Annotated in this window: 18 protein-coding genes; 7 read left to right on the forward strand and 11 right to left on the reverse strand. The window is 71.9% G+C overall.

Annotated elements, in window-relative coordinates; translation table 11 throughout:
- The first annotated feature begins 12 nt into the window (after window positions 1-12).
- From AB0O21_RS20895 to AB0O21_RS20910, 4 genes are all read left to right on the forward strand, one after another.
- Window positions 13-1,719, forward strand: a complete 1,707-nt coding sequence (locus AB0O21_RS20895) for an FAD-dependent oxidoreductase (RefSeq protein WP_365172695.1) — start codon at window positions 13-15, stop codon at window positions 1,717-1,719.
- Between the two features lie 55 nt (window positions 1,720-1,774).
- A complete protein-coding gene (locus tag AB0O21_RS20900) occupies window positions 1,775-2,290 on the forward strand; it encodes a hypothetical protein (RefSeq protein WP_365172632.1) in 516 nt (171 codons plus the stop codon).
- A 73-nt stretch (window positions 2,291-2,363) separates the two neighbouring features.
- Complete coding sequence (locus tag AB0O21_RS20905) at window positions 2,364-2,693, forward strand: antibiotic biosynthesis monooxygenase family protein (RefSeq protein WP_365172633.1); 330 nt, start codon at window positions 2,364-2,366, stop codon at window positions 2,691-2,693.
- Window positions 2,690-3,175 (forward strand): group II truncated hemoglobin, encoded by a 486-nt coding sequence (locus AB0O21_RS20910; RefSeq protein ID WP_365172634.1) that lies wholly within the window; start codon window positions 2,690-2,692, stop codon window positions 3,173-3,175. The genes AB0O21_RS20905 and AB0O21_RS20910 overlap by 4 nt, the downstream gene beginning before the upstream one ends.
- 122 nt (window positions 3,176-3,297) lie before the next feature.
- Here the strand turns inward: AB0O21_RS20910 and AB0O21_RS20915 are convergent, their stop codons facing one another.
- A complete protein-coding gene (locus AB0O21_RS20915) occupies window positions 3,298-3,720 on the reverse strand; it encodes a barstar family protein (RefSeq protein ID WP_365172635.1) in 423 nt (140 codons plus the stop codon).
- Between the two features lie 155 nt (window positions 3,721-3,875).
- Here AB0O21_RS20915 and AB0O21_RS20920 point away from each other — a divergent pair, with 155 nt between their 5' ends.
- The gene (locus AB0O21_RS20920; protein ID WP_365172636.1) at window positions 3,876-5,894 is read left to right on the forward strand and encodes a zinc ribbon domain-containing protein; all 2,019 of its coding nucleotides are present in this window, start codon (window positions 3,876-3,878) and stop codon (window positions 5,892-5,894) included.
- Here AB0O21_RS20920 and AB0O21_RS20925 read toward each other — a convergent pair.
- The 4 genes from AB0O21_RS20925 to rpe form a co-directional block, all read right to left on the reverse strand.
- On the reverse strand, window positions 5,875-6,336 hold the full coding sequence (locus AB0O21_RS20925) for a ribonuclease domain-containing protein (protein ID WP_365172637.1): 462 nt from the start codon (window positions 6,334-6,336) through the stop codon (window positions 5,875-5,877). The genes AB0O21_RS20920 and AB0O21_RS20925 overlap by 20 nt on opposite strands.
- 49 nt (window positions 6,337-6,385) lie before the next feature.
- A complete protein-coding gene (locus tag AB0O21_RS20930) occupies window positions 6,386-6,607 on the reverse strand; it encodes a CarD family transcriptional regulator (RefSeq protein ID WP_329387870.1) in 222 nt (73 codons plus the stop codon).
- 107 nt (window positions 6,608-6,714) lie between these two features.
- Window positions 6,715-7,728 carry a sugar-binding domain-containing protein gene (locus tag AB0O21_RS20935; RefSeq protein WP_365172697.1) on the reverse strand — a complete coding sequence of 338 codons (1,014 nt, stop codon included), beginning with the start codon at window positions 7,726-7,728 and terminating at the stop codon, window positions 6,715-6,717.
- 125 nt (window positions 7,729-7,853) lie between these two features.
- Window positions 7,854-8,540 (reverse strand): ribulose-phosphate 3-epimerase, encoded by a 687-nt coding sequence (rpe, locus tag AB0O21_RS20940; RefSeq protein WP_365172638.1) that lies wholly within the window; start codon window positions 8,538-8,540, stop codon window positions 7,854-7,856.
- A 606-nt stretch (window positions 8,541-9,146) separates the two neighbouring features.
- Here rpe and AB0O21_RS20945 point away from each other — a divergent pair.
- Window positions 9,147-9,920: a hypothetical protein gene (locus tag AB0O21_RS20945; RefSeq protein WP_365172639.1), complete on the forward strand. Its 774-nt coding sequence runs from the start codon at window positions 9,147-9,149 to the stop codon at window positions 9,918-9,920.
- 318 nt (window positions 9,921-10,238) lie between these two features.
- Here AB0O21_RS20945 and AB0O21_RS20950 read toward each other — a convergent pair whose 3' ends face one another.
- Window positions 10,239-11,711 (reverse strand): transcription antitermination factor NusB, encoded by a 1,473-nt coding sequence (locus AB0O21_RS20950; RefSeq protein WP_365172640.1) that lies wholly within the window; start codon window positions 11,709-11,711, stop codon window positions 10,239-10,241.
- A 73-nt stretch (window positions 11,712-11,784) separates the two neighbouring features.
- Complete coding sequence (gene fmt / locus AB0O21_RS20955; protein WP_365172641.1) at window positions 11,785-12,729, reverse strand: methionyl-tRNA formyltransferase; 945 nt, start codon at window positions 12,727-12,729, stop codon at window positions 11,785-11,787.
- Window positions 12,730-12,980: 251 nt separating this feature from the next.
- Between fmt and AB0O21_RS20960 the strand changes: the two genes are divergently transcribed.
- Window positions 12,981-13,475, forward strand: coding sequence for a hypothetical protein (locus AB0O21_RS20960; protein WP_365172642.1), 495 nt, complete (start codon window positions 12,981-12,983; stop codon window positions 13,473-13,475).
- 216 nt (window positions 13,476-13,691) lie between these two features.
- Here AB0O21_RS20960 and AB0O21_RS20965 read toward each other — a convergent pair whose 3' ends face one another.
- The 4 genes from AB0O21_RS20965 to rpoZ all read right to left on the reverse strand — a co-directional run bounded on the left by AB0O21_RS20965 (window position 13,692) and on the right by rpoZ (window position 18,984).
- Window positions 13,692-15,791, reverse strand: coding sequence for a primosomal protein N' (locus AB0O21_RS20965; RefSeq protein ID WP_365172643.1), 2,100 nt, complete (start codon window positions 15,789-15,791; stop codon window positions 13,692-13,694).
- A gap of 208 nt (window positions 15,792-15,999) precedes the next feature.
- Window positions 16,000-17,208, reverse strand: a complete 1,209-nt coding sequence (gene metK, locus AB0O21_RS20970) for a methionine adenosyltransferase (RefSeq protein ID WP_365172644.1) — start codon at window positions 17,206-17,208, stop codon at window positions 16,000-16,002.
- Between the two features lie 194 nt (window positions 17,209-17,402).
- Entirely contained in the window at window positions 17,403-18,617 is a 1,215-nt protein-coding gene (coaBC, locus tag AB0O21_RS20975; protein WP_365172645.1) for a bifunctional phosphopantothenoylcysteine decarboxylase/phosphopantothenate--cysteine ligase CoaBC, read from the reverse strand.
- A 94-nt stretch (window positions 18,618-18,711) separates the two neighbouring features.
- Entirely contained in the window at window positions 18,712-18,984 is a 273-nt protein-coding gene (rpoZ, locus tag AB0O21_RS20980) for a DNA-directed RNA polymerase subunit omega (protein WP_004948662.1), read from the reverse strand.
- Between the last annotated feature and the right edge of the window lie 55 nt (window positions 18,985-19,039).

The following is a 19,039-nucleotide window of genomic DNA, read 5'->3' on the forward strand; positions in this document are numbered from 1 at the left end:
TCCGACGCCGCCATGTCCGGCGCCGTCGCGTCCGGCGCCGCCGCGGCCGAGCGCGTCGAGAACAGGAAGCCGGTCATCCTGGCCGTGGACGACGATCCGCAGGTGCTCCGCGCCGTCCGCCGCGACCTGCGCAGCGCCTACGGAGACCGCTACCGGGTGCTCGGCGCCTCCTCGGCCGCCGACGCCCTGAAGATCCTGGACTCCCTCGACGAACGCGGCCACGACCCGGCCCTGTTCCTCGTCGACCAGCGGATGCCCGACGTGACCGGGGTGGAGTTCCTCCTAGAAGCCGTCAGCCGGTTCCCGGACGCCCGCCGGGTCCTGCTGACCGCCTACGCGGAGACCGACGCGGCGATCACCGCCATCAACCGGGTCCGGCTGGACTACTACCTGCTCAAGCCGTGGGACCCGCCCCACGAGCGGCTCTTCCCGGTCCTGGACGACCTGCTGTCGGACTGGCTGGCCACCTACCGCCCGGCGTACGACGGCATCATCGTCGCCGGCCACCTGGTCTCCCCGGGCACCCACGCCGTCCGGGACTTCTTCACCCGCAACGGCCAGCCGTTCCGCTTCCTCAACGTCGAACGGGACCCCGAGGCCCTGACCCTGATCGCCGCCCAGCCCGACGGCGCCCTCCCCCTGGTCCGCTTCCCGGACGGATCGGTGCTCTCCGCCCCCACCGACACCGAGCTCGCCCAGCGCCTGGGCCTCGCGACCACCGCCTCCCGGCCGCACTACGAATGCGTCATCGTCGGCGCCGGACCCGCGGGCCTGGCGGCCGGGGTCTACTCGGCCTCGGAGGGCCTCTCCACGCTGATGCTGGACTCCCGCGCACCGGGCGGCCAGGCCGGCACCTCCAGCCTGATCGAGAACTACCTCGGCTTCCCCTCGGGCCTCTCCGGCGGCGACCTGACCCGCCGCGCCACCATCCAGGCCTCCCGCTTCGGCGCCGAGATCCTGCACCCGGTGGAGGTGGTCTCGCTGACCCGCGACGACCCGGCGAAGATCCTCACCCTGGCCGACGGCACGGAGATCAGCGCGGAGACGGTCCTGCTCGCGACCGGGGTCTCGTACAACCGGCTGGAAGCCCCGGGCGCGGACCGCTTCGAGGGCGCCGGGCTCTACTACGGCGCGGCCACCACCGAGAGCTCGGCGTGCATCTCGCAGCACGTGTTCATCGTGGGCGGCGCCAACTCGGCGGGCCAGGCCGCGGTCCACTTCGCCAAGTACGCGGCGCGCGTGACGATCCTCGTACGCGCGGGCTCGCTGGACGCGAGCATGTCCCGCTACCTCATCGACGAGATCGACCGCACCCCGAACATCGAGGTCAAGGTCCGCACCACGGTCGTCTCCCTGTCCGGCGAGGAACACCTGGAGCGCATCACCCTCCACGACGGGGAGTCGGGCACGGACACCGAGGTCCCGGCCCGCTTCATGTTCACCTTCATCGGCGCCCGCCCGCACACCGAGTGGCTCTCGGGCGTCGTCGAACGGGACGAGTACGGCTTCGTCCTCACCGGCTCGGACCTGATCGCGAACGGCGGCGAGCTCCCGGCCGAGTGGAGCCTGGAACGGGCCCCCTACCCCCTCGAAACCAGCGTCCCCGGCGTCTTCGCGGCCGGCGACGTCCGCGCCCACTCGGTGAAACGGGTCGCCTCGGGCGTCGGCGAGGGCGCGATGGCGGTCTCCCTCATCCACCGCTACCGCTCGATGGGCTGAGAGCGAACGCCTAAGCCCTTGCGATCAAGCAGGGACCCGGCGCAACGTTGATTACATGATTACAGCCGAACAGAGCGAACAGCTCCGCACGTGGTTCGCCGAGCGCCTGCCGGTGGACGTGTACGAGTCCCTCGTGTCGGTCACGGTCGACCGCGAGGAGATCACGGTCGTCGGCACCGTCCCGGCGAACGAATCGGTCAGGGAGTTCCGCGAGCGCACCCGCGAGCAGCGCATCGAGGTGGCGCGCGAGGCCGAGGAGCTCTACCGCCGCAAGGTGGCCTGGGGCGTGCGGTCGGGCGAGGAGACGGCCCTCTTCACGCACCTGGCCGTCCCCGTCATGACCCGGCTGCGCCAGTCCGAGCGCCAGGTCCTCGACACCCTGGTCGCCGGCGGCGTGGCCCGCAGCCGGGCGGACGCCCTGGCCTGGTGCGTCCGCCTGGTCGGGCGCAACACCGACGAGTGGCTCACCGACCTGCGCGAATCCCTCGACAAGGTCCAGCAGGTCCGCGCGCAGGGCCCGGACGTCGCCGGGTCCGGCGACACGGACTCCAGGAAGTCCGACTCCGAATGACGAAATCACCCCACAACCGCACATGATCGCGTAAGGCTGGCCGGGACCAACATCGAGGGGAAGGCACCGCACCATGACCACGACCGTCGAATACATCCGCTACCGGATCGCATTGGACGACCAGCAAGCCTTCGAGGCGTCGTACGCGCGGGCGGCCGAAGCCCTGTCCGCCTCGCCCGAGTGCATCGACTACGAACTGGCCCGCTGCGAGGAGGAGAAGGAGCGCTACATCCTCCGCATCCGCTGGACCTCGGTCGACGCCCACCTGAACGGCTTCCGCAAGGGCGAGCACTTCCCGGCCTTCTTCAGCGCGATCCGGCCGTACGTGACGGCGATCGAGGAGATGCAGCACTACACGGTGACCGATGTCGCGGGCACCGGAAAGGCCGCCGAAGACTCATGAGCACCACACCCCCGACCCCCACCATCTACGAGTGGATGGGCGGAGCGGAGGCGATGAACCGCCTCACGGACGCCTTCTACGCACACGCCCTGCGGGACGAGATCCTGGCCCCGGTCTTCGAGGGCATGGACTCCGAGCACCCCCGGCACGTCGCGGTCTGGCTGTCGGAGGTCTTCGGCGGCCCGTCGGAGTACACCGACCGCCACGGCGGCCACCAGCACATGGCCACCAAGCACCTGGGCCGCGCCATCACCGAGAAGCAGCGCCGCCGCTGGGTGGACCTGCTGATGGACACGGCCGACGAGGTCGGCCTCCCGACGGACCCGGAGTTCCGCGGGGTGTTCGCGTACTACATCGAGTGGGGCACCCGCATGGCCCTGATCTACTCGGGCCCCAACCCACCCCCGGTGGACGCGGCCAAGATCCCGGTCTGGTCCTGGGGCCAGACCCCGCCGTGGATCCCCAAGACCCCGACGAACTGACCCGGGTTCCGCCCCTGATCGCCGCACAATCCAGCCAACGCCGGCAAGATCCAGCCCCTCCGGCGTTTGAGGAGCGGGGTCTGGGGCGGAGCCCCAGGGTCTTTCACCCCCGCCGGGGCACTTCAGCCCCGCCGGCGTTTGAGGCGCGGGGGCTGGGGCGGCGCCCCGGCTGCCGGGCCGGGCCCGGACTCGGCGAGCAACACCGCAAACGGCGGCGCATCCTCCTCGGCCCGCCAGAACTCGACGGCCTCCTCGAGGATCTCGCTGAAGGTCTCCCAATCCGCGGGCCGAGCATCGGCATAGCCGCGCCAAGAGGTCACGGCGACCAGCCGCCCCGCATCCGGCAACCACGACAGGTCACGCAGGCAATCCGCGAGCGCGTCCCAGTTCCCCCCGAACCACTCCGGCAACCGCAGCGCAGCGTCCACGCGCCGCATCAGCTCCGCCTTGGTCTGTACGCCGTCCAAGTCCAGCAGTACGGCCGTCCAGCCGGAGGCCTTCGCGGCTTCGAGGGCGGGGGCGAGCGGCTGTGGGTCCAGGCTCATGTCGTTCCTTAGATATCCGTGGCGAGTCTGTTGTGTTCGGGTGGTGGTGTTCGTCCTGTTTGGGTGCCAGATATGAGTTCGCGGATCGAATGGGTGACCTTTCGCGTGGGGTGTCGTTGATCGGATGACAGCATCGGTGGCAGGGAGGATGAGCGTTGAGCCGGAAGCTGCTGCTCACCGAGGGCGAGATGTCCCGCACCGCGTGTGCCCGTGGCGTGCTGCGCGGCGGTGTGGATGAGAAGTCCGGCGAGATGGCGTCTCCGGCTGTGCTGACGGAACGGGTCAGCTGGTGTGCTGATCTGGTGTCCGCATTGGCCTCGGGGTTGCCGGCCGCGCACTGGAATGCTGCCGATGTGTCGATGCCGGCCTCGGGCAAGGACTGCGGTGGTCGTACGTTGCCGTCGAACGCGTGGATGGCATTGCGGCGTCTGGGCTGGTCTGCCGCCGCGCTCGAGGGTGTCAAGGTCAATGACCGGATCGTGCGTATGGCGCAGGAACACGCCGGGCGAGCTCTTCGATCTGCGGGGTGGCGGGCCGAACTCACTGTCGGTGTGCTCGCGTCTTGGCCTGCTGACCCTGCCAGGCGCACCGAGGCCGAGTGGGATCAGGTACGTGCCGCTGTGCCCGGCGGGCAGCATCTTCCGTCCAGTGTCATCAGGGGGCGCACCCGGCAGATCGTCTCGTTCGACAAGGCCAACGGCCGTATGCCTGCCGATGTGTTCGAGCTGGAGAGCGCCCCGGCTGTAGCGCGGATGCTGCTGCTTGCCGCGTGTGACGGGCAGCAGGCCACCATCGAGCGCTGTGTGGACGAGCCGGACCGGGTGGTGCTGCGGCTGCAACTGCCCATCCGTCCCGATCCCGCCTCCTACCGGGACTGGACCTGGGTGGCCTGCCCCATCACCCTGCCGCCGACTGTCCCGGCCGGGGCAGTGGTGCATTTGCCCACCCTGCGTGTCCACCGGGGCAGGGTGCGCGCTGATCTCGCCTACAGTCACGGCGTCCCGAAGGCCTCCCGTACCGGGCACAAGGTCGCGCTCGGCGTGGACTGGGGCCTGAACACACTGTTGTCCGCCGGAGCCGTCCGACTCCACGAGGACGGGCGGATCACCGCCCTCGGCTCGGGTGCCCAGTTCCGGGCCGCCGGCGTCATGGCCAAGCAGCACCGGCTCCGCCGTCACGGCGAACGCCTGCACGCCAAAGCCGACCAGCACCAGCGGCTCACCGACGGCCGCGCACGAAAAGGCCTGGCCCCGAGCGTCCCGCTGGAGGACAGGCAGACGCTCGTTCGCGACGAGATCAACCACATGTCCGAGCGCCGCAGCAACCTCAACGACGCCCTCGCCTGGGCTGCCGCCCGCTGGGCCGCCGATCAGGCCATCGCCGCCGGGGCGAGCGTCATCTACCTCGAAGACCTGCGGTCGATGGAAGCCCGCGGCATGGGCCGCACAATGAACACCCGTCTCTCTCAGGCCGTGCGCGGACAGATCGCCGAACGGTTGCGGCACCTCGCCGCCGAGACCGGTATCGCCGTGGTCACCGTCCCAGCCCGAGGCACCTCGAAGCAATGCCCGAACTGCCTCACCCCGCTCAGGCACCGCAAAACCCCCAACCAACCCACCACCCCCGGCTGGAAATGGGCCCTGTGCCCCGGCTGCGGCCGGCAGGGCGACCGCGACCAGGGCGCGTGGAAGCGCATCGCCGCACGCGGACTGACCCACCAGGCCAAGACCGTGGCCGACCGCACCACCGCCGCCTTGGTCATCCGCGCAACCATCGACCAGCTCAAAGCCCGCGCGGTCATCACACCGACCACGCCCAAGGCCAGCCGGGACCGGTCCAAGACCGGACCCACCCGGCGACACACCGCACGCCCCGCGCCCAGGCGACGCAGGGCACCCTCCCCGGCACGGCCCACCAGGCGTGCCGGCAAGCGTCCGGAGGGACACGCTCACACGGACCGGCCCCGGCTGCCCCGCGCAGCCCACCGACACCAGGGCGCGCACACGATCAGCACACCCACCACCAGCCGACACAGGCCACAAGGGGCAGCACTGGGCGCCGGATTCCACCTCCACGCCCACGCCACCCCACCACGGTGGGCAACGATCCCAGACACCACGTCTGACACAGGATCGCTAAGCCGATCAGAGACGCTCATCGGAGAACCGCCTTGAAGGTGTCGTAGTGGTCGTCCGTGTAGAAGAACTCCCCACCCTCACCCGTCACGATCCGCCGGGCGCCGCGGTCCCGCTCCCCCGGTGTCTTCACCGTGAATTCGTGGTAATAGCCGCGCTTCTGCTTCGGCAGGGCCTTCTCGAAGTTCCCGAAGACCGTGCCGTCCTGCCGGTAGGGGTACGGCCCGCCCTTGTCGATGAGCGCAAGGACCTCACGGGCCTGCTGCGGCAGCCCGTCGGCCCGTACGGTGGCCATCCCCTTCGCCCAAGAGGGCGCGGGCACGGGTGCGGTGGCCGGAATGCTCGCCCCGGCACTGCCGCTGGCGGCGGTGGGCGCGGCCTTCTGCCCGCCACAGCCCACCGCACCGCCGACCAGCGCGACGCAGAGAAACACGGCCCCCAGCACGCGCAGCAATGATCGGGGCACGTTCCGAAAGATCATGCACCGATCGTGCCAAATATCCGATTCGCTCGCGAATCGCCCGGTGGCGTCAGAGAGCGGACATCTTCGTGTACGGGCTCAGAACCCGCTTCTGGACCGAACCGAAGTCGACGAGAACAGCGATCCCCTCCTCGATTCCGACGACACGGCCGAGGCCGTGCTCGTCGTGAGAGACCCGGTCGCCGACGGAGAACTGCCGGATCGGCTGCTCCACGGGGGCCTTGAACGGGCTGGACGGCAAATGGCGGCGAGGTACTGCTGACTTAGTCATCGGGACCAGTATGCGCCCAGTAACCCGCCCCGCGGTCCGCCGTTCGGATCTCAATTGCGGCACCATCCGCACCACGGCCCGCACCAGCAGCCCCGCCCGAGGCCCTGTCAGTCGTCCGGGTCGGCCCGCTCCAGCGCCGGCCGCAGCCCCGGCTGCGATTCGGTCAGCAGGTAATCCGCGACAGCAGTGTCCGTAACGAGGCTGGTCACCAGCCCTGACCTCAGCACCGCCCCGATCGCGGAGGCCTTGCGCAGTCCGCCCGCGATCGCCACGACCTCGGGGATCCGCCGCAGCCGGTCGGCCTCCACCGTGATGCACCGCTCGCCGAGGTCCCGGCCGACCCGCCGCCCCTCGGAGTCGAACAGGTGCGCCGACATCTCGGCCGCGACGCCGAGCGAGGCGTAGTGGGCCCGCTCCTCGTCGGTGAGCATGTCGTGGACGGTCGAGATGCCCGGTTCCCACGAACCGATGGAGACGGCCGCGACCGTCACCTTGTCGAAGTACTCGAAGGCGCGTGCGATCCCGGTCTGGCTGCGCAGCGCCGCCGCGGTCGCCGGGTCGGGCAGCAGCATCGGCGCGTAGATCGGGTGCGCGTCCCCGCCGGAGACCTGCGCGGCCCGCCGCACGGCCTCCACGGAGCCGCGCTCGGCGGTCCCCGCGTCGTACACGCCGGTCAGCTGCACCACGGTGCACGGGGGCAGCCGGTGCAGGGAGGCGGCCATGTGGATGGTCGAGCGCCCCCAGGCCAGGCCGAGCACGTCGCCCTCGTTGACGAGCTCGCCGAGCAGGTCGGCGGCGACGGCGCCCAGGTTCTCCGGGTCGGGCGCGTCCTCGGTCGCGTCGGCCGGGGACTCCACGACAACCGCGTGCCGCAGCCCGTACCGGGCGCGGAGCGCGTCGGAGCGCTCCGCGTCCAGTTCGGCGGGCACCCGGATCTCGATGCGTACGAGATCACGTTCGAGGGCGGTCTCCAGGACCCGGGCCACCTTGAAGCGGCTCACGCCGAACTCCTCGGCGATCTGGATCTTGGACTTGCCCTCCAGGTAGAAGCGGCGCGCCATGGCCGCAGCCTGCACCAGCTCCGCGGGTCCCATCCGCAGGGCTGACCGTCCCGCCGACATTGCAGACACCGCGTTCTCCTCACTGCTGTTCACACTCTCGACTCGCCGTTCATCCTGTCAGATCCGACGGCCGCTGATCAGCCTGGACAGCTCCCGTTCACCGAGCCGTCCTCCAACCCTTTTGTTCAGTGGTCGCAAGCCCACGGCGCCGCCGCGATGGCCGCACCCGCCTGCTCACGCAGCGTGCGCACGGCAGCGCCCGGGTCGACCGCTCCGTAGACCGCGCTGCCGGCGACGAAGACGTCGGCGCCGGCCTCGGCGCAGCGTTCGATGGTGGAGGCCGAGACCCCGCCGTCCACCTGGAGCCAGATCTCCAGGCCGTGCTTGGAGATCAGCTCACGGGTGCGGCGGATCTTGGGCAGCATGATGTCCAGAAAGGGCTGGCCGCCGAAGCCCGGCTCGACCGTCATGATCAGCAGCATGTCGAGCTCGGGGAGGATGTCCTCGTACTGCTCGATCGGCGTCGCCGGCTTGAGCGCCATGGACGCCCGGGCCCCCTTGGCGCGGATCTCCCGCGCGAGCCGCACCGGGGCGGCCGCGGCCTCGGCGTGGAAGGTCACCGAACCCGCGCCGGCCTCCACGTACTGCGGGGCCCAGCGGTCGGGGTTCTGGATCATCAGGTGGAGGTCGAGCGGGGTGTCCGTGGCCCGGCTCAGGGATTCCACGACGGGGACGCCGAGGGTGAGGTTCGGGACGAAGTGGTTGTCCATGACGTCGACATGCAGCCAGTCGGCCCCCTCGACGGCCTTCGCCTCCTCGGCGAGTCTGGCGAAGTCGGCGGACAGGATGCTGGGAAAAATCTGAGCGGCCATGACCCAAGCGTGCCATGCCACCAAGCGGTTCCGGCCACGACCCCGGAAGTCAGCGGCCCTCCGGCGGGAGCCCAGGTGATCATGGAGCCCGGCCGGGCCGGGGCGGCGTGGCGGCCGGTCGGTCGGTCGGTCGGCCTCAGTGAGGGTCGGGGGTTTCCCGTCAGTCTCATCGTCCTTCCGCGTCGGGCCGGTCCCTCAAGGGCGCTCACTTCGTTCGCGTCGCTGCGCGACGGCCTTCGGCCGCCCTTGACCGACCGTCCCGCCACGGAAAAACGAAGACTGCCGGGAACCCCCCGAAGGAACGGGCCGGTCAGAGGGAAACGGACGGGCATGTCAGTGATGTCCGAGCCCGCCCGGTAGAGGGCAGGCCCCGCCTCGGGCCCCCGAAGCCGGTTCCAGCCGCCGACAGGCGCGTCACATCGCTACGCGCTCCTCGAAGACGGCGTCTGCGGGCGGTTCGGGGCTGGACATAGGCCGCCCACGATCGCTACACAGCTGAGGCGATCCGGCGGCGATCAGCCCGTCCTGGCCGGGCACGACCACACCAGGCGGTCGGCCAGGCAAATCCGCTGGCATCCACGGCGCTCGGAAGACGAGACTGCGCTGGTGAACACCGTGCCGCCCGCCCCGCTTCCACTGCCGGACCCCCGCGGCCGCCACCTCGTCCTCGACTACGCGGGCATGCACGACCTCGTCGCCGACCTGGTCCTGCCCCACGGCGCGTCGATGCACGTCATGAGTGCCATGGAAACCTCCCGCGAACTCATCCGGCACTCCTACTTCCGGTACGAGTTCGCCACCGTCGCGGTCACACATTCGCTGTTCGCCCTGGAGCTCGTCCTGGTCGAGCGACTGGCCCTCGACGAGCCGCTCCGGGAGCTGATCGAGCGGGCCACCGGCGCAGGACTCATCACGGCCGAACTCGCGGCCGAACTCGACCGCAGCCGCCTGGTGCGCGACAAGCTCGTGCAGGGCGCCGTGACGAGCGCCACCGTCGGACCGGAACTGGCGATCGGCATGGTGCGCGCCGTCTTCGATGCGGTTTCCCTGCTCCTCCACCCACCGGCTGCCGCCGAGCGTGAAGACCCACTCGTGCGGCTGTGGGACGAACATCTGCGCGCCCTGTTCCCCGCAAGCTTCCGGGGCGTGGACGTTGAGGGCGTGGAGCTGATCCTCGTGGACGCCGACATCGCCGGCCTCGTCCAGCGTGAGCTGAAAGGCGGACTGGACAGCCACCACATCGCCGTCCTCTGGGCGTGCATCGCCGGCCTCGACAAGGCCGTGCCACTGATCAACGAGGAGTACTGCGCCTCCTATTTCGCAGGGCTGCGCACGATGGCCAAGCTCGTGGCGGCGCGCTACATCCCCAGCGCGACCTGACCATCAGCCACAGACCGGCGTCGGACGCCGCGACGGGCGAAGCGCGTAGCGATCTGCCGCGCGGGGCCGTCTGACGTGTGCTGATGCCCATCCCTGACTGGCCCGTCCGTTTCCCTCTGACCGGCCCGTTCCTTCGGGGGGTTCCCGGCAGTCTTCGTTTTTCCGTGGCGGGACGGTCGGTCAAGGGCGGCCGAAGGCCGTCGCGAAGCGACGCGAACGAAGTGAGCGCCCTTGAGGGACCGGCCCGACGCGGAAGGACGATGAGACTGACGGGAAACCCCCGACCCTCACTGAGACCGACCGGCCATCACGCCGCCCCTACGCAGTCCGCCTCAGCAGCGCCAAGTACATCGCGTCCGTGCCGTGCAGGTGCGGCCACAGCTGGACGTCCGGGCCGTCGCCCAGCCCCGGGACGCCCGCCATGAACGGGCGCGCGTCGATGAATTCGGCGGCGACCGGCGAGGCGCCCGCGCCGCGGCCCTTCAGTACGTCGTCCACGACGATCCGGGTCTCCGCCAGGTGCGGGGAGCACGTCGCGTAGCCCACGACACCGCCGACGCGCACGGCCGACAGCGCCTCCCGCAGCAGCGCACGCTGGAGCGGCGCGAAGCCCTCCAGGTCCTCCGGGCGCCGGCGCCAGCGGGCCTCCGGGCGGCGGCGCAGCGCGCCCAGGCCCGAGCAGGGCACGTCCATCAGCACCCGGTCGAAGGAGCCCGGCAGCCACGCCGGCCGCGTCCCGTCGGCGGCGATCACCTGGTACGGCCCCGGGTTGCCCGCCAGCGCGCGCTCCACCAGCCGGGCGCGGTGCGGCTGCTTCTCGGAGGCCAGCAGGAACGCCCCGCGCTGCGCCGCCAGCGCGGCCAGCAGCGCCGCCTTGCCGCCGGGGCCCGCGCAGCCGTCCAGCCAGCGCTCGTCGCGGCCCTCGACCGGCACCGCCGCGAGGGCCATCGCCACGAGCTGGCTGCCCTCGTCCTGCACGCCCGCGCGTCCCTCGCGCACCGCCTCCAGCGCGCCCGGTTCGCCGCCCTCGGCCATCCGGACCGCGTACGGGGACCAGCGGCCCGGCAGCGCGGAGTCCTCGCCGACCGCCTCCAGCAGCTCCTCGGGCGTGGACCGCCCAGGACGCGCGACCAGCGTGACCTCGGGCCGCTCGTTGTCGGCCTCCAGCAGGTCCTCGATCCCGGCACGCCCGCCGCCCAGCGCGTCCCACAGCGCGCTGACGACCCACCGCGGGTGCGAGTGGTACACCGCGAGGTGTTCCTCCGCATCCTCCTCGTACGGAGGGGCGACGATCTCCAGCCACCCCTCCAGGTCGTGCGCGGCGATCTTGCGCAGCACGGCGTTGACGAACTTCGCCCGGCCGTCGCCGAGCACCACCCGGGCCAGCTCGACGCTCGCCGAGACGGCCGCGTGCGTGGGGATGCGGGTGCCGAGCAGCTGGTGCGCGCCGAGCGACAGCACGTCCAGCACCGGCGGGTCCACCTCGCGCAGCGGTCGGTCGATGCACGCCTTGATGACGGCGTCGTAGGTGCCCTGCCGGCGCAGCGTCCCGTACACCAGCTCGGTGGCCAGCGCCGCGTCACGCGCCTGGAAGTTCTCGTCCTGGCGGGCCTTGCGCAGCAGCGGCGGCAGCACGAGGTTCGCGTACGCGTCCCGCTCGTCCACCGCCCGCAGCACCTCGAAGGCCAGCATCCGCACGGGGTCCTTCTGGGGCCGCCGGTAGGGCTTGGCCTGCTTGTTCGGCTTGCCGCCCGCGCCTGCGGCGGGACGACGACGGGGCTGTTCGCTCACGTGAAAAGTGCTCCGGATTTACGAGGTGCTGGCGGTACGGGGTGGATCGGTGCGTGCCGTGCTTCGGCTGAACTCAGCCTACGTCGGCCCCGCCGAGCCGCTCGCCGGGCGCGATCCGCACCCCGCGCGCCCAGTCGGCGCCGCGCATCGGCTTCTTGCCCTGCGGCTGCACCCAGAGCAGCTCCACGGCGTGCGAGCCGGTGCCGACGTAGACGTTGTTCTTGGCCGGGGCCAGCACGCCGGGCTCCAGGTCGGTGCGGTCGGCGACCAGGCCGACCGAGATCAGCTTGAGCCGCTCCCCGCGGAAAACGGTCCACGCGCCCGGCGCCGGGGTGCAGCCGCGCACCACGCGGTCGGCGCGCATCGCGGGGGCCGTCCAGTCGATCCGGGCGTCCTCCACGGTGATCTTCGGCGCGAGCGAGATCCCGTCGGCGGGCTGGGCGACGGCGCGCAGGGTGCCGTCCTCGATGCCGTCCATCGTGGCGGCCAGCAGCCCGGAGCCGGCGAAGGCGAGGCGGGTCAGGAGGTCGCCGCTGGTGTCGGTCGGGCGGATCTCCTCGGTGAGGATCCCGTAGACCGGCCCGGAGTCGAGGCCCTCCTCGATCAGGAAGGTGGAGGCGCCGGTGACCTGGTCCCCACCCATGATCGAGTGCTGCACGGGCGCGGCTCCGCGCCAGGCGGGCAGCAGCGAGAAGTGCAGGTTGACCCACCCGTGCTTGGGGATGTCCAGCGCGCTCTTGGGGATCAGGGCCCCGTAGGCGACGACCGGACAGCAGTCCGGGGCGATCTCGCGCAGCCGGGCCTGGAAGTCGGGGTCGCGCGGCCGGGCGGGCTTGAGGACCTCGATGCCGGCCTCCTCCGCGCGCTCGGCGACCGGGCTGGCGACGAGCCGCCGCCCGCGCCCGGCGGGGGCGTCGGGCCGGGTGACGACGGCGGCGACCTCGTGGCGCCCGGAGGCGATCAGGGCGTCCAGGGCGGGCACGGCGACCTCGGGGGTGCCTGCGAAGACGAGCTTCACTGGGGTCCTACCTCGCTATCTCGGCTGTCAGCAGCGCACCAGTCTATGGGGCCCGGGTCCCACGGCCCACCTGTGCCGTCGAGGGGGCGTACGCACACACGCGCGCCTCTCGCATATGCCGACACGCCCCCAATGCGTGACCTGGGCGCCTGCTGGCGCGTTGGTCAAAGGAGATTGACCACAACGGGCCGCTTCGTGAACGGTGTCTGCGGCCCGATCCGCCCTTCAGCACCGGTTCGAGAGGCTTCTTCATGGCCGACCACGCCACCCACGACGCCCAAGCCCGGGCCAGCCTGCACCTGCTGGTGCGGGACATCGAGCGGGTTCGCCGGCAGGTGGATGCCCTGCGTACGCTCACCGCCCAGCTCGGCAACGTGTACCGCCCGCGCCGCTCCGGCCCCTCCACGGGATTCGTCGTCTACGGCCGGGCGCCCGCGCCCACCGTCCGCCTCGCGCAGGAGCTGCGGGACAGCGTCGAGACGCTGGTCACCGCCGCGGTGGACTTCGACCGCTCGCTCGGTTTCTCGTGGGACGCGGTCGGCTCGGCGCTCGGCGTCACCAAGCAGGCCGTGCACCGCCGCTACGGTGCCAGGCGCGCGCAGAGCGCGGAGTCCGCGGAGCCGCTGGCCGAGGGCGCGACCACCCGGACCATGGGCCCGCTCCCCACGATCCCGGCCGCCCGCTCGGTCCCCCCGCAGCCCCTCCGCGAAAACTCCCCGGCCTTCCCGGGCCCCCGCAACGGCTGACCCCCGCCGCCGGGACGCCGACCCCCGACGGCCACCACCGGGGCCCTGCGGGCGGCTCTCTCCCCGCCCCGCCCTTTCTCCGTTTCAAACGCCGGGCGGGCTGGAGGTGCCGCGCAGCGGCACTATCCAGCCTCGCCGGCGTTTGAGGCGCGGGGGTCTGGGGGCGGAGCCCCCAGTTACGGGAAGGGGCGGGGTGGGGGAAGGCCCCGCGCAGCGTCAGCCGATGTCCGGCGGATCGATCCGCACCCGCACCGCATCCGCAGCCGGCACCCCCCGAGCCATCCGCGCCGCCTGCGCCGACTTCAACGCGGCGGCAAGGGCCGCCCCACTGCCCGGCGGCACTCGGACCAGCGCCCGCTCCCCGGGCGACCGCTCCCCCCGCCGCCCCGGCATCGGCACCGGACCCAGGATCTCCGCGTCCGGCGGCAGCCCGGCCCCGGCCAGGAAGGCCTCCACCGACTCCCCCCGCCCGGCGACCGCCGCCATCCGGGACACCGGCGGGAACCCGAGCTGCGCCCGCTCCGCGAGCTCCCGCACCGCATGGCCCACCGGGTCCCACCGCACGAGCGCCTGCACGGGCCGCAGCGTCGGCTCCGCGACCACGACGACCTGCCCGTCCCCCCGCACCAGCGAGGCCGCGGCGATCCAGCGCCGCAGCGCGTCCTCCCCCGCCCGCAGGTCGGGCCGGGTCAGCATCGCCCAGCCGTCCAGCAGCAGGGCCGCCGCGTACCCGGCGCCCTCCGCGACGGGCTCGGCCCCGGGGGTGCACACCACCAGCGCGGGCCGCTCCGGCACCTCGTCCAGGACGTGGTCGCGCCCGGAAGTCCGTACGGGAACCGCCGGAAACGCCCGACCCAGCTCCTCGGCCGTGCGCCGCGCACCGACCACCTGGGCCCGCAGCCGGAAGGAGCCGCACTCCTCGCAGTGCCAGGAGGGCTCGGCCCGCCCGCACCACCCGCACTGCAGGTCCCGCTCGTCGGGGGCCTCCAGCGGCCCGGCGCAGACCGTGCAGCGGGCGGGCGTCCGGCACCGCTCGCAGGCCAGCCGGGGCACGTAGCCGCGCCGGGGCACCTGGACGAGTACGGGCCCGGTCTTGAGCCCCTCCCGCACGGTCTCCCACGCCAGGCTCGGCAGCCGCGCGGCCCGGGCGGCCTCGTCGCGGGCCAGCAGCTCGTCGCCGACGGTCCGGATCCGGGGGGCGGTGGCCCGTACGGTCTCGCGGTCCGCGACCAGCGGCCGGGCCCACCCGGACTCGACCAGCTGGGCGGCCTCCACGGTGCAGCTGGTGCTCCCGGCGAGGAACCCGCAGCCGTCGGTGACCGCTCGCAGCTCCAGCACCTCGCGCACGTGCGGGAAGGGGGCGCGGTCGTCGCTGTGGCTGGAGTCCCCGTCGTCCCAGATCACCACCAGCCCGAGGTCCCGTACGGGGGCGAACATCGCCGCCCGGGTGCCGACGACGGCGCGTACGGAGCCCCGGCTCACCGCGAGCCACTGCCGGTAGCGCTTCTCGGGGCCGGACTCGGCGGTCAGCAGCGCGTGCCGCCCCTCGCCCAGCAGGGCGGTGAGGGCCGCGTCGACCCGGGCGGCGGTGCGGCCGTCGGGCACCACCGCGAGTGCCCCCCGGCCGGAGGCCAGGGTGGCGGCCATGGCGCGGGCCAGCTCGTCGGCCCAGCCGGGGCCGGGCAGCGCGGTCCACACCGCGCGGGGGGTGCCTCCGGCGGCCAGGGCCCGCAGGAAGCCGGGGCCGGCGCCGTAGCGCGCCCAGCCCCCGGGCTCCGGCGCGGCGGGCGGGGGCAGCGGTTCCGGGGAGGGCTTGGCCTCGGCGCGGGCACTGCGCGGGGGCAGGGCGAGCTGGAGTACGTCGGCCAGGCTGCCCGCGTACCGGTCGGCGACGGCCCGGGCGAGGGCGAGCATGCGCGGGCTGAGCACGACCTCCGGCGAGACCACTTGGGCGAGCGCGGCCAGGGCGCCGTCGTATTCGGACTCGGCGCGCCGTTCCACGATGAAGCCGTCGATGAGCCCGCCGCCCTCGCGGCGGCCGCCGTGCACGCGGTGGCCGCCGGCCCCGAAACGGACCCGGACGCGGACGCCGGGCTGGGCGGCCTCGGCCAGCTCGGCGGGGACGGCGTAGTCGAAGAGCCGGTCGAGGTGGAGCACTCCCTTGTTCACGAGGACCCGGGCGACGGGCAGTTCCTCGGCCACGGCGGCGCCGCGCCAGGTACGCGGTTTCGCCTTGGGCGCCTTGGCCTTCGCCTCGGCGACCATCTCCCGGATCAGCGCGAGCTGCTCCGGCGGGGAATCGTTCGAGCTGCTCACACCTGCATTCTTACCAAACCCCACTGACAGCGGTGGGGTTCGGTGGTGCTCCCGAGATCACCATCGGCGACGGTGGGGTTTCCTTCGACACGGGGACGACTCACCCGCTCCAGATGTATCCGTAGCCTTCGCACCGGGAAGCGGCACCAGCATGGACGAACGGCCCCGGACCTCAAGGTCCGGGGCCGTTCGTCGCGTTCGGTGGTGCTTACAGGCCGGCGGCCGCGCGCAGCGCGTCCACGCGGTCGGTGCGCTCCCAGGTGAAGTCCGGCAGCTCGCGGCCGAAGTGGCCGTAGGCGGCGGTCTGGGCGTAGATCGGGCGGAGCAGGTCCAGGTCGCGGATGATCGCGGCCGGACGCAGGTCGAAGACCTCGCCGATCGCGTCCTCGATCTTCTGGACGTCGACCTTGGCGGTGCCGAAGGTCTCCACGAACAGACCCACCGGCTCGGCCTTGCCGATCGCGTACGCGACCTGGACCTCGCAGCGCGAGGCGAGGCCGGCGGCGACCACGTTCTTCGCGACCCAGCGCATCGCGTAGGCGGCCGAGCGGTCGACCTTCGACGGGTCCTTGCCGGAGAAGGCGCCGCCGCCGTGGCGGGCCATGCCGCCGTACGTGTCGATGATGATCTTGCGGCCGGTGAGGCCGGCGTCGCCCATCGGGCCGCCGATCTCGAAGCGGCCGGTCGGGTTCACCAGGAGGCGGTAGCCCTCGGTGTCGAGCTTGATGCCGTCCTCGATGAGCTGCGCCAGGACGTGCTCGACGACGAACTCGCGGATGTCGGGAGCGAGCAGCGAGTCCAGGTCGATGTCGGAGGCGTGCTGCGAGGAGACCACCACGGTGTCCAGGCGCACGGCCTTGTCGCCGTCGTACTCGATGGTGACCTGGGTCTTGCCGTCGGGACGCAGGTACGGGATGGTCCCGTTCTTGCGGACCTCGGACAGCCGGCGGGAGAGCCGGTGCGCCAGGTGGATCGGGAGCGGCATCAGCTCGGGGGTCTCGTCGCAGGCGTAGCCGAACATCAGGCCCTGGTCGCCGGCGCCCTGCTTGTCGAGCTCGTCCTCATCACCCTCGACACGCGTCTCGTACGCCGTGTCGACACCCTGCGCGATGTCCGGGGACTGCGCACCGATGGACACCGACACGCCGCAGGAGGCGCCGTCGAAGCCCTTCTTCGAGGAGTCGTAGCCGATCTCGAGGATCTTGTCCCGGACGAGCTGCGCGATCGGCGCGTAGGCCTTCGTCGTCACCTCGCCCGCGATGTGCACGAGACCGGTGGTGATGAGGGTTTCCACGGCGACGCGCGAGGTCGGGTCCTCGGTGAGGAGCGCGTCGAGGATCGTGTCGCTGATCTGGTCAGCGATCTTGTCGGGGTGGCCCTCGGTCACAGACTCCGAGGTGAACAGACGACGGGACACAACGCTCCCTGGGGTTGCAGCGGCTGCTGGCTGATCATTTGGCGGAACCACACCAGGGGCTGCGCCCGATCACGTTCCGAATGCAGTTTATCGGTTGTCATCCTCCGGCTGGGCACCCGTCTCGCCCTATGGGAGCCGTGTGACCTGCGGCACTCCATTCTTGCCTACCGGCGGGTCGAGGAGAAGCGAATGACTCAAGCGCGTCGGGCGGGAAGTCTGCGAGCGACCTGGTCCCAAATCACATCGGCCAAAGCCTCCTTGGGGCCATAGGGAACCTGGAGCTCAGAGCCATCGGAGGCCAGGACGACCGCCTCGTTCTCCTCCGAACCGAAGGTCTTGGCCTCTCCGACCTCGTTGACGACGAGAAGGTCGCACCCCTTGCGCCGGAGCTTGGCCCGTCCGTTGGCGAGGACGTCGTCGGTCTCGGCGGCGAAGCCCACCACGACCTGTCCGTCCCGGGCACGGTCGGCCGAGATCTCCGCGAGTACGTCGGGGTTGCGGACGAGGGCGACGGGCGCGGGGTCCTGCCCGTCCTTCTTCTTGATCTTTCCGCCGGCGTATTCGGCGGGCCGGAAGTCGGCCACGGCCGCGGCCATCACCACCGCGTCGGCGTCCGCGGCCGCCTTGAGCACCGCTTCCCGCAGCTGGACGGCCGTCCCCACGCGTACGACGTCCACCCCGGCGGGGTCGGCGAGCGCGGTGTTCGCGGCGACGAGGGTGACCCGGGCCCCGCGGGCGACGGCGGTGCGGGCGAGGGCGTAGCCCTGCTTGCCGGAGGAGCGGTTGCCGAGGAAGCGCACGGGGTCGAGGGGCTCCCGCGTGCCGCCGGCGCTGATCAGCACGTGGCGTCCGACGAGGTCCGGCTCGACGACCCCGCGCGCCAGGACCCTGAGGCAGACCTCGAAGATCTCCTCGGGGTCGGGCAGCCGGCCCTTGCCGGTGTCCTTGCCGGTGAGCCGGCCGACGGCGGGCTCGATGACGACGGCTCCTCGCCGCCGCAGCGTGGCCACGTTCTCCTGGGTGGCGGGGTGCTCCCACATCTCGGTGTGCATGGCGGGGGCGAAGACCACCGGGCAGCGGGCGGTGAGCAGCGTGTTCGTGAGCAGGTCGTCGGCGAGCCCGTGCGCGGCCTTGGCCAGCATGTCGGCGGTGGCCGGGGCGACGACCACGAGGTCGGCGGTCTGCCCGATGCGCACGTGGGGCACCTCGTGGACGGTCTCCCACACCTCGCTGGAGGCCGGGTTCCCGGACAGCGCGGCCCAGGTGGCCTCGCCGACGAAGTTCAGGGACGCCGCCGTCGGCACCACGCGCACGTCGTGCCCGGACTCGGTCAGCCGGCGGAGCAGTTCGCACGCCTTGTAGGCGGCGATCCCGCCGCTGACTCCCAGCACGACCTTCGGCTTAGCCACCGCACTCTCCTCTTCGACCGTCGTATCCACCCATGACACACCACAGGCCCGGCAGATGTTCTGCCGGGCCTGTGGTGAAAGGAATTCTCGTGCCTTACTGGGCCGGGGCCTCGATGGCCTCGGAGGTCAGCAGACCCGCGTTGATCTCGCGCAGCGCGATCGACAGCGGCTTCTCGTGGACGTGGGTGTCCACCAGCGGGCCGACGTACTCCAGCAGGCCCTCGCCGAGCTGCGAGTAGTACGCGTTGATCTGACGCGCGCGCTTGGCCGCGTAGATCACGAGGCTGTACTTCGAGTCAGTGGCCTCGAGCAGCTCGTCGATCGGCGGGTTGATGATGCCCTCGGGCGCGGTGATGGAAGAGGACACGCTCTACCTTCCGAAGAATGGGTGAAAGATCAAACATTAGCCGATTTTGAATAAT

Origin of the sequence: Streptomyces sp. NPDC091371 (genome assembly GCF_040684275.1) — a bacterium.
Lineage (GTDB): Bacteria > Actinomycetota > Actinomycetes > Streptomycetales > Streptomycetaceae > Streptomyces.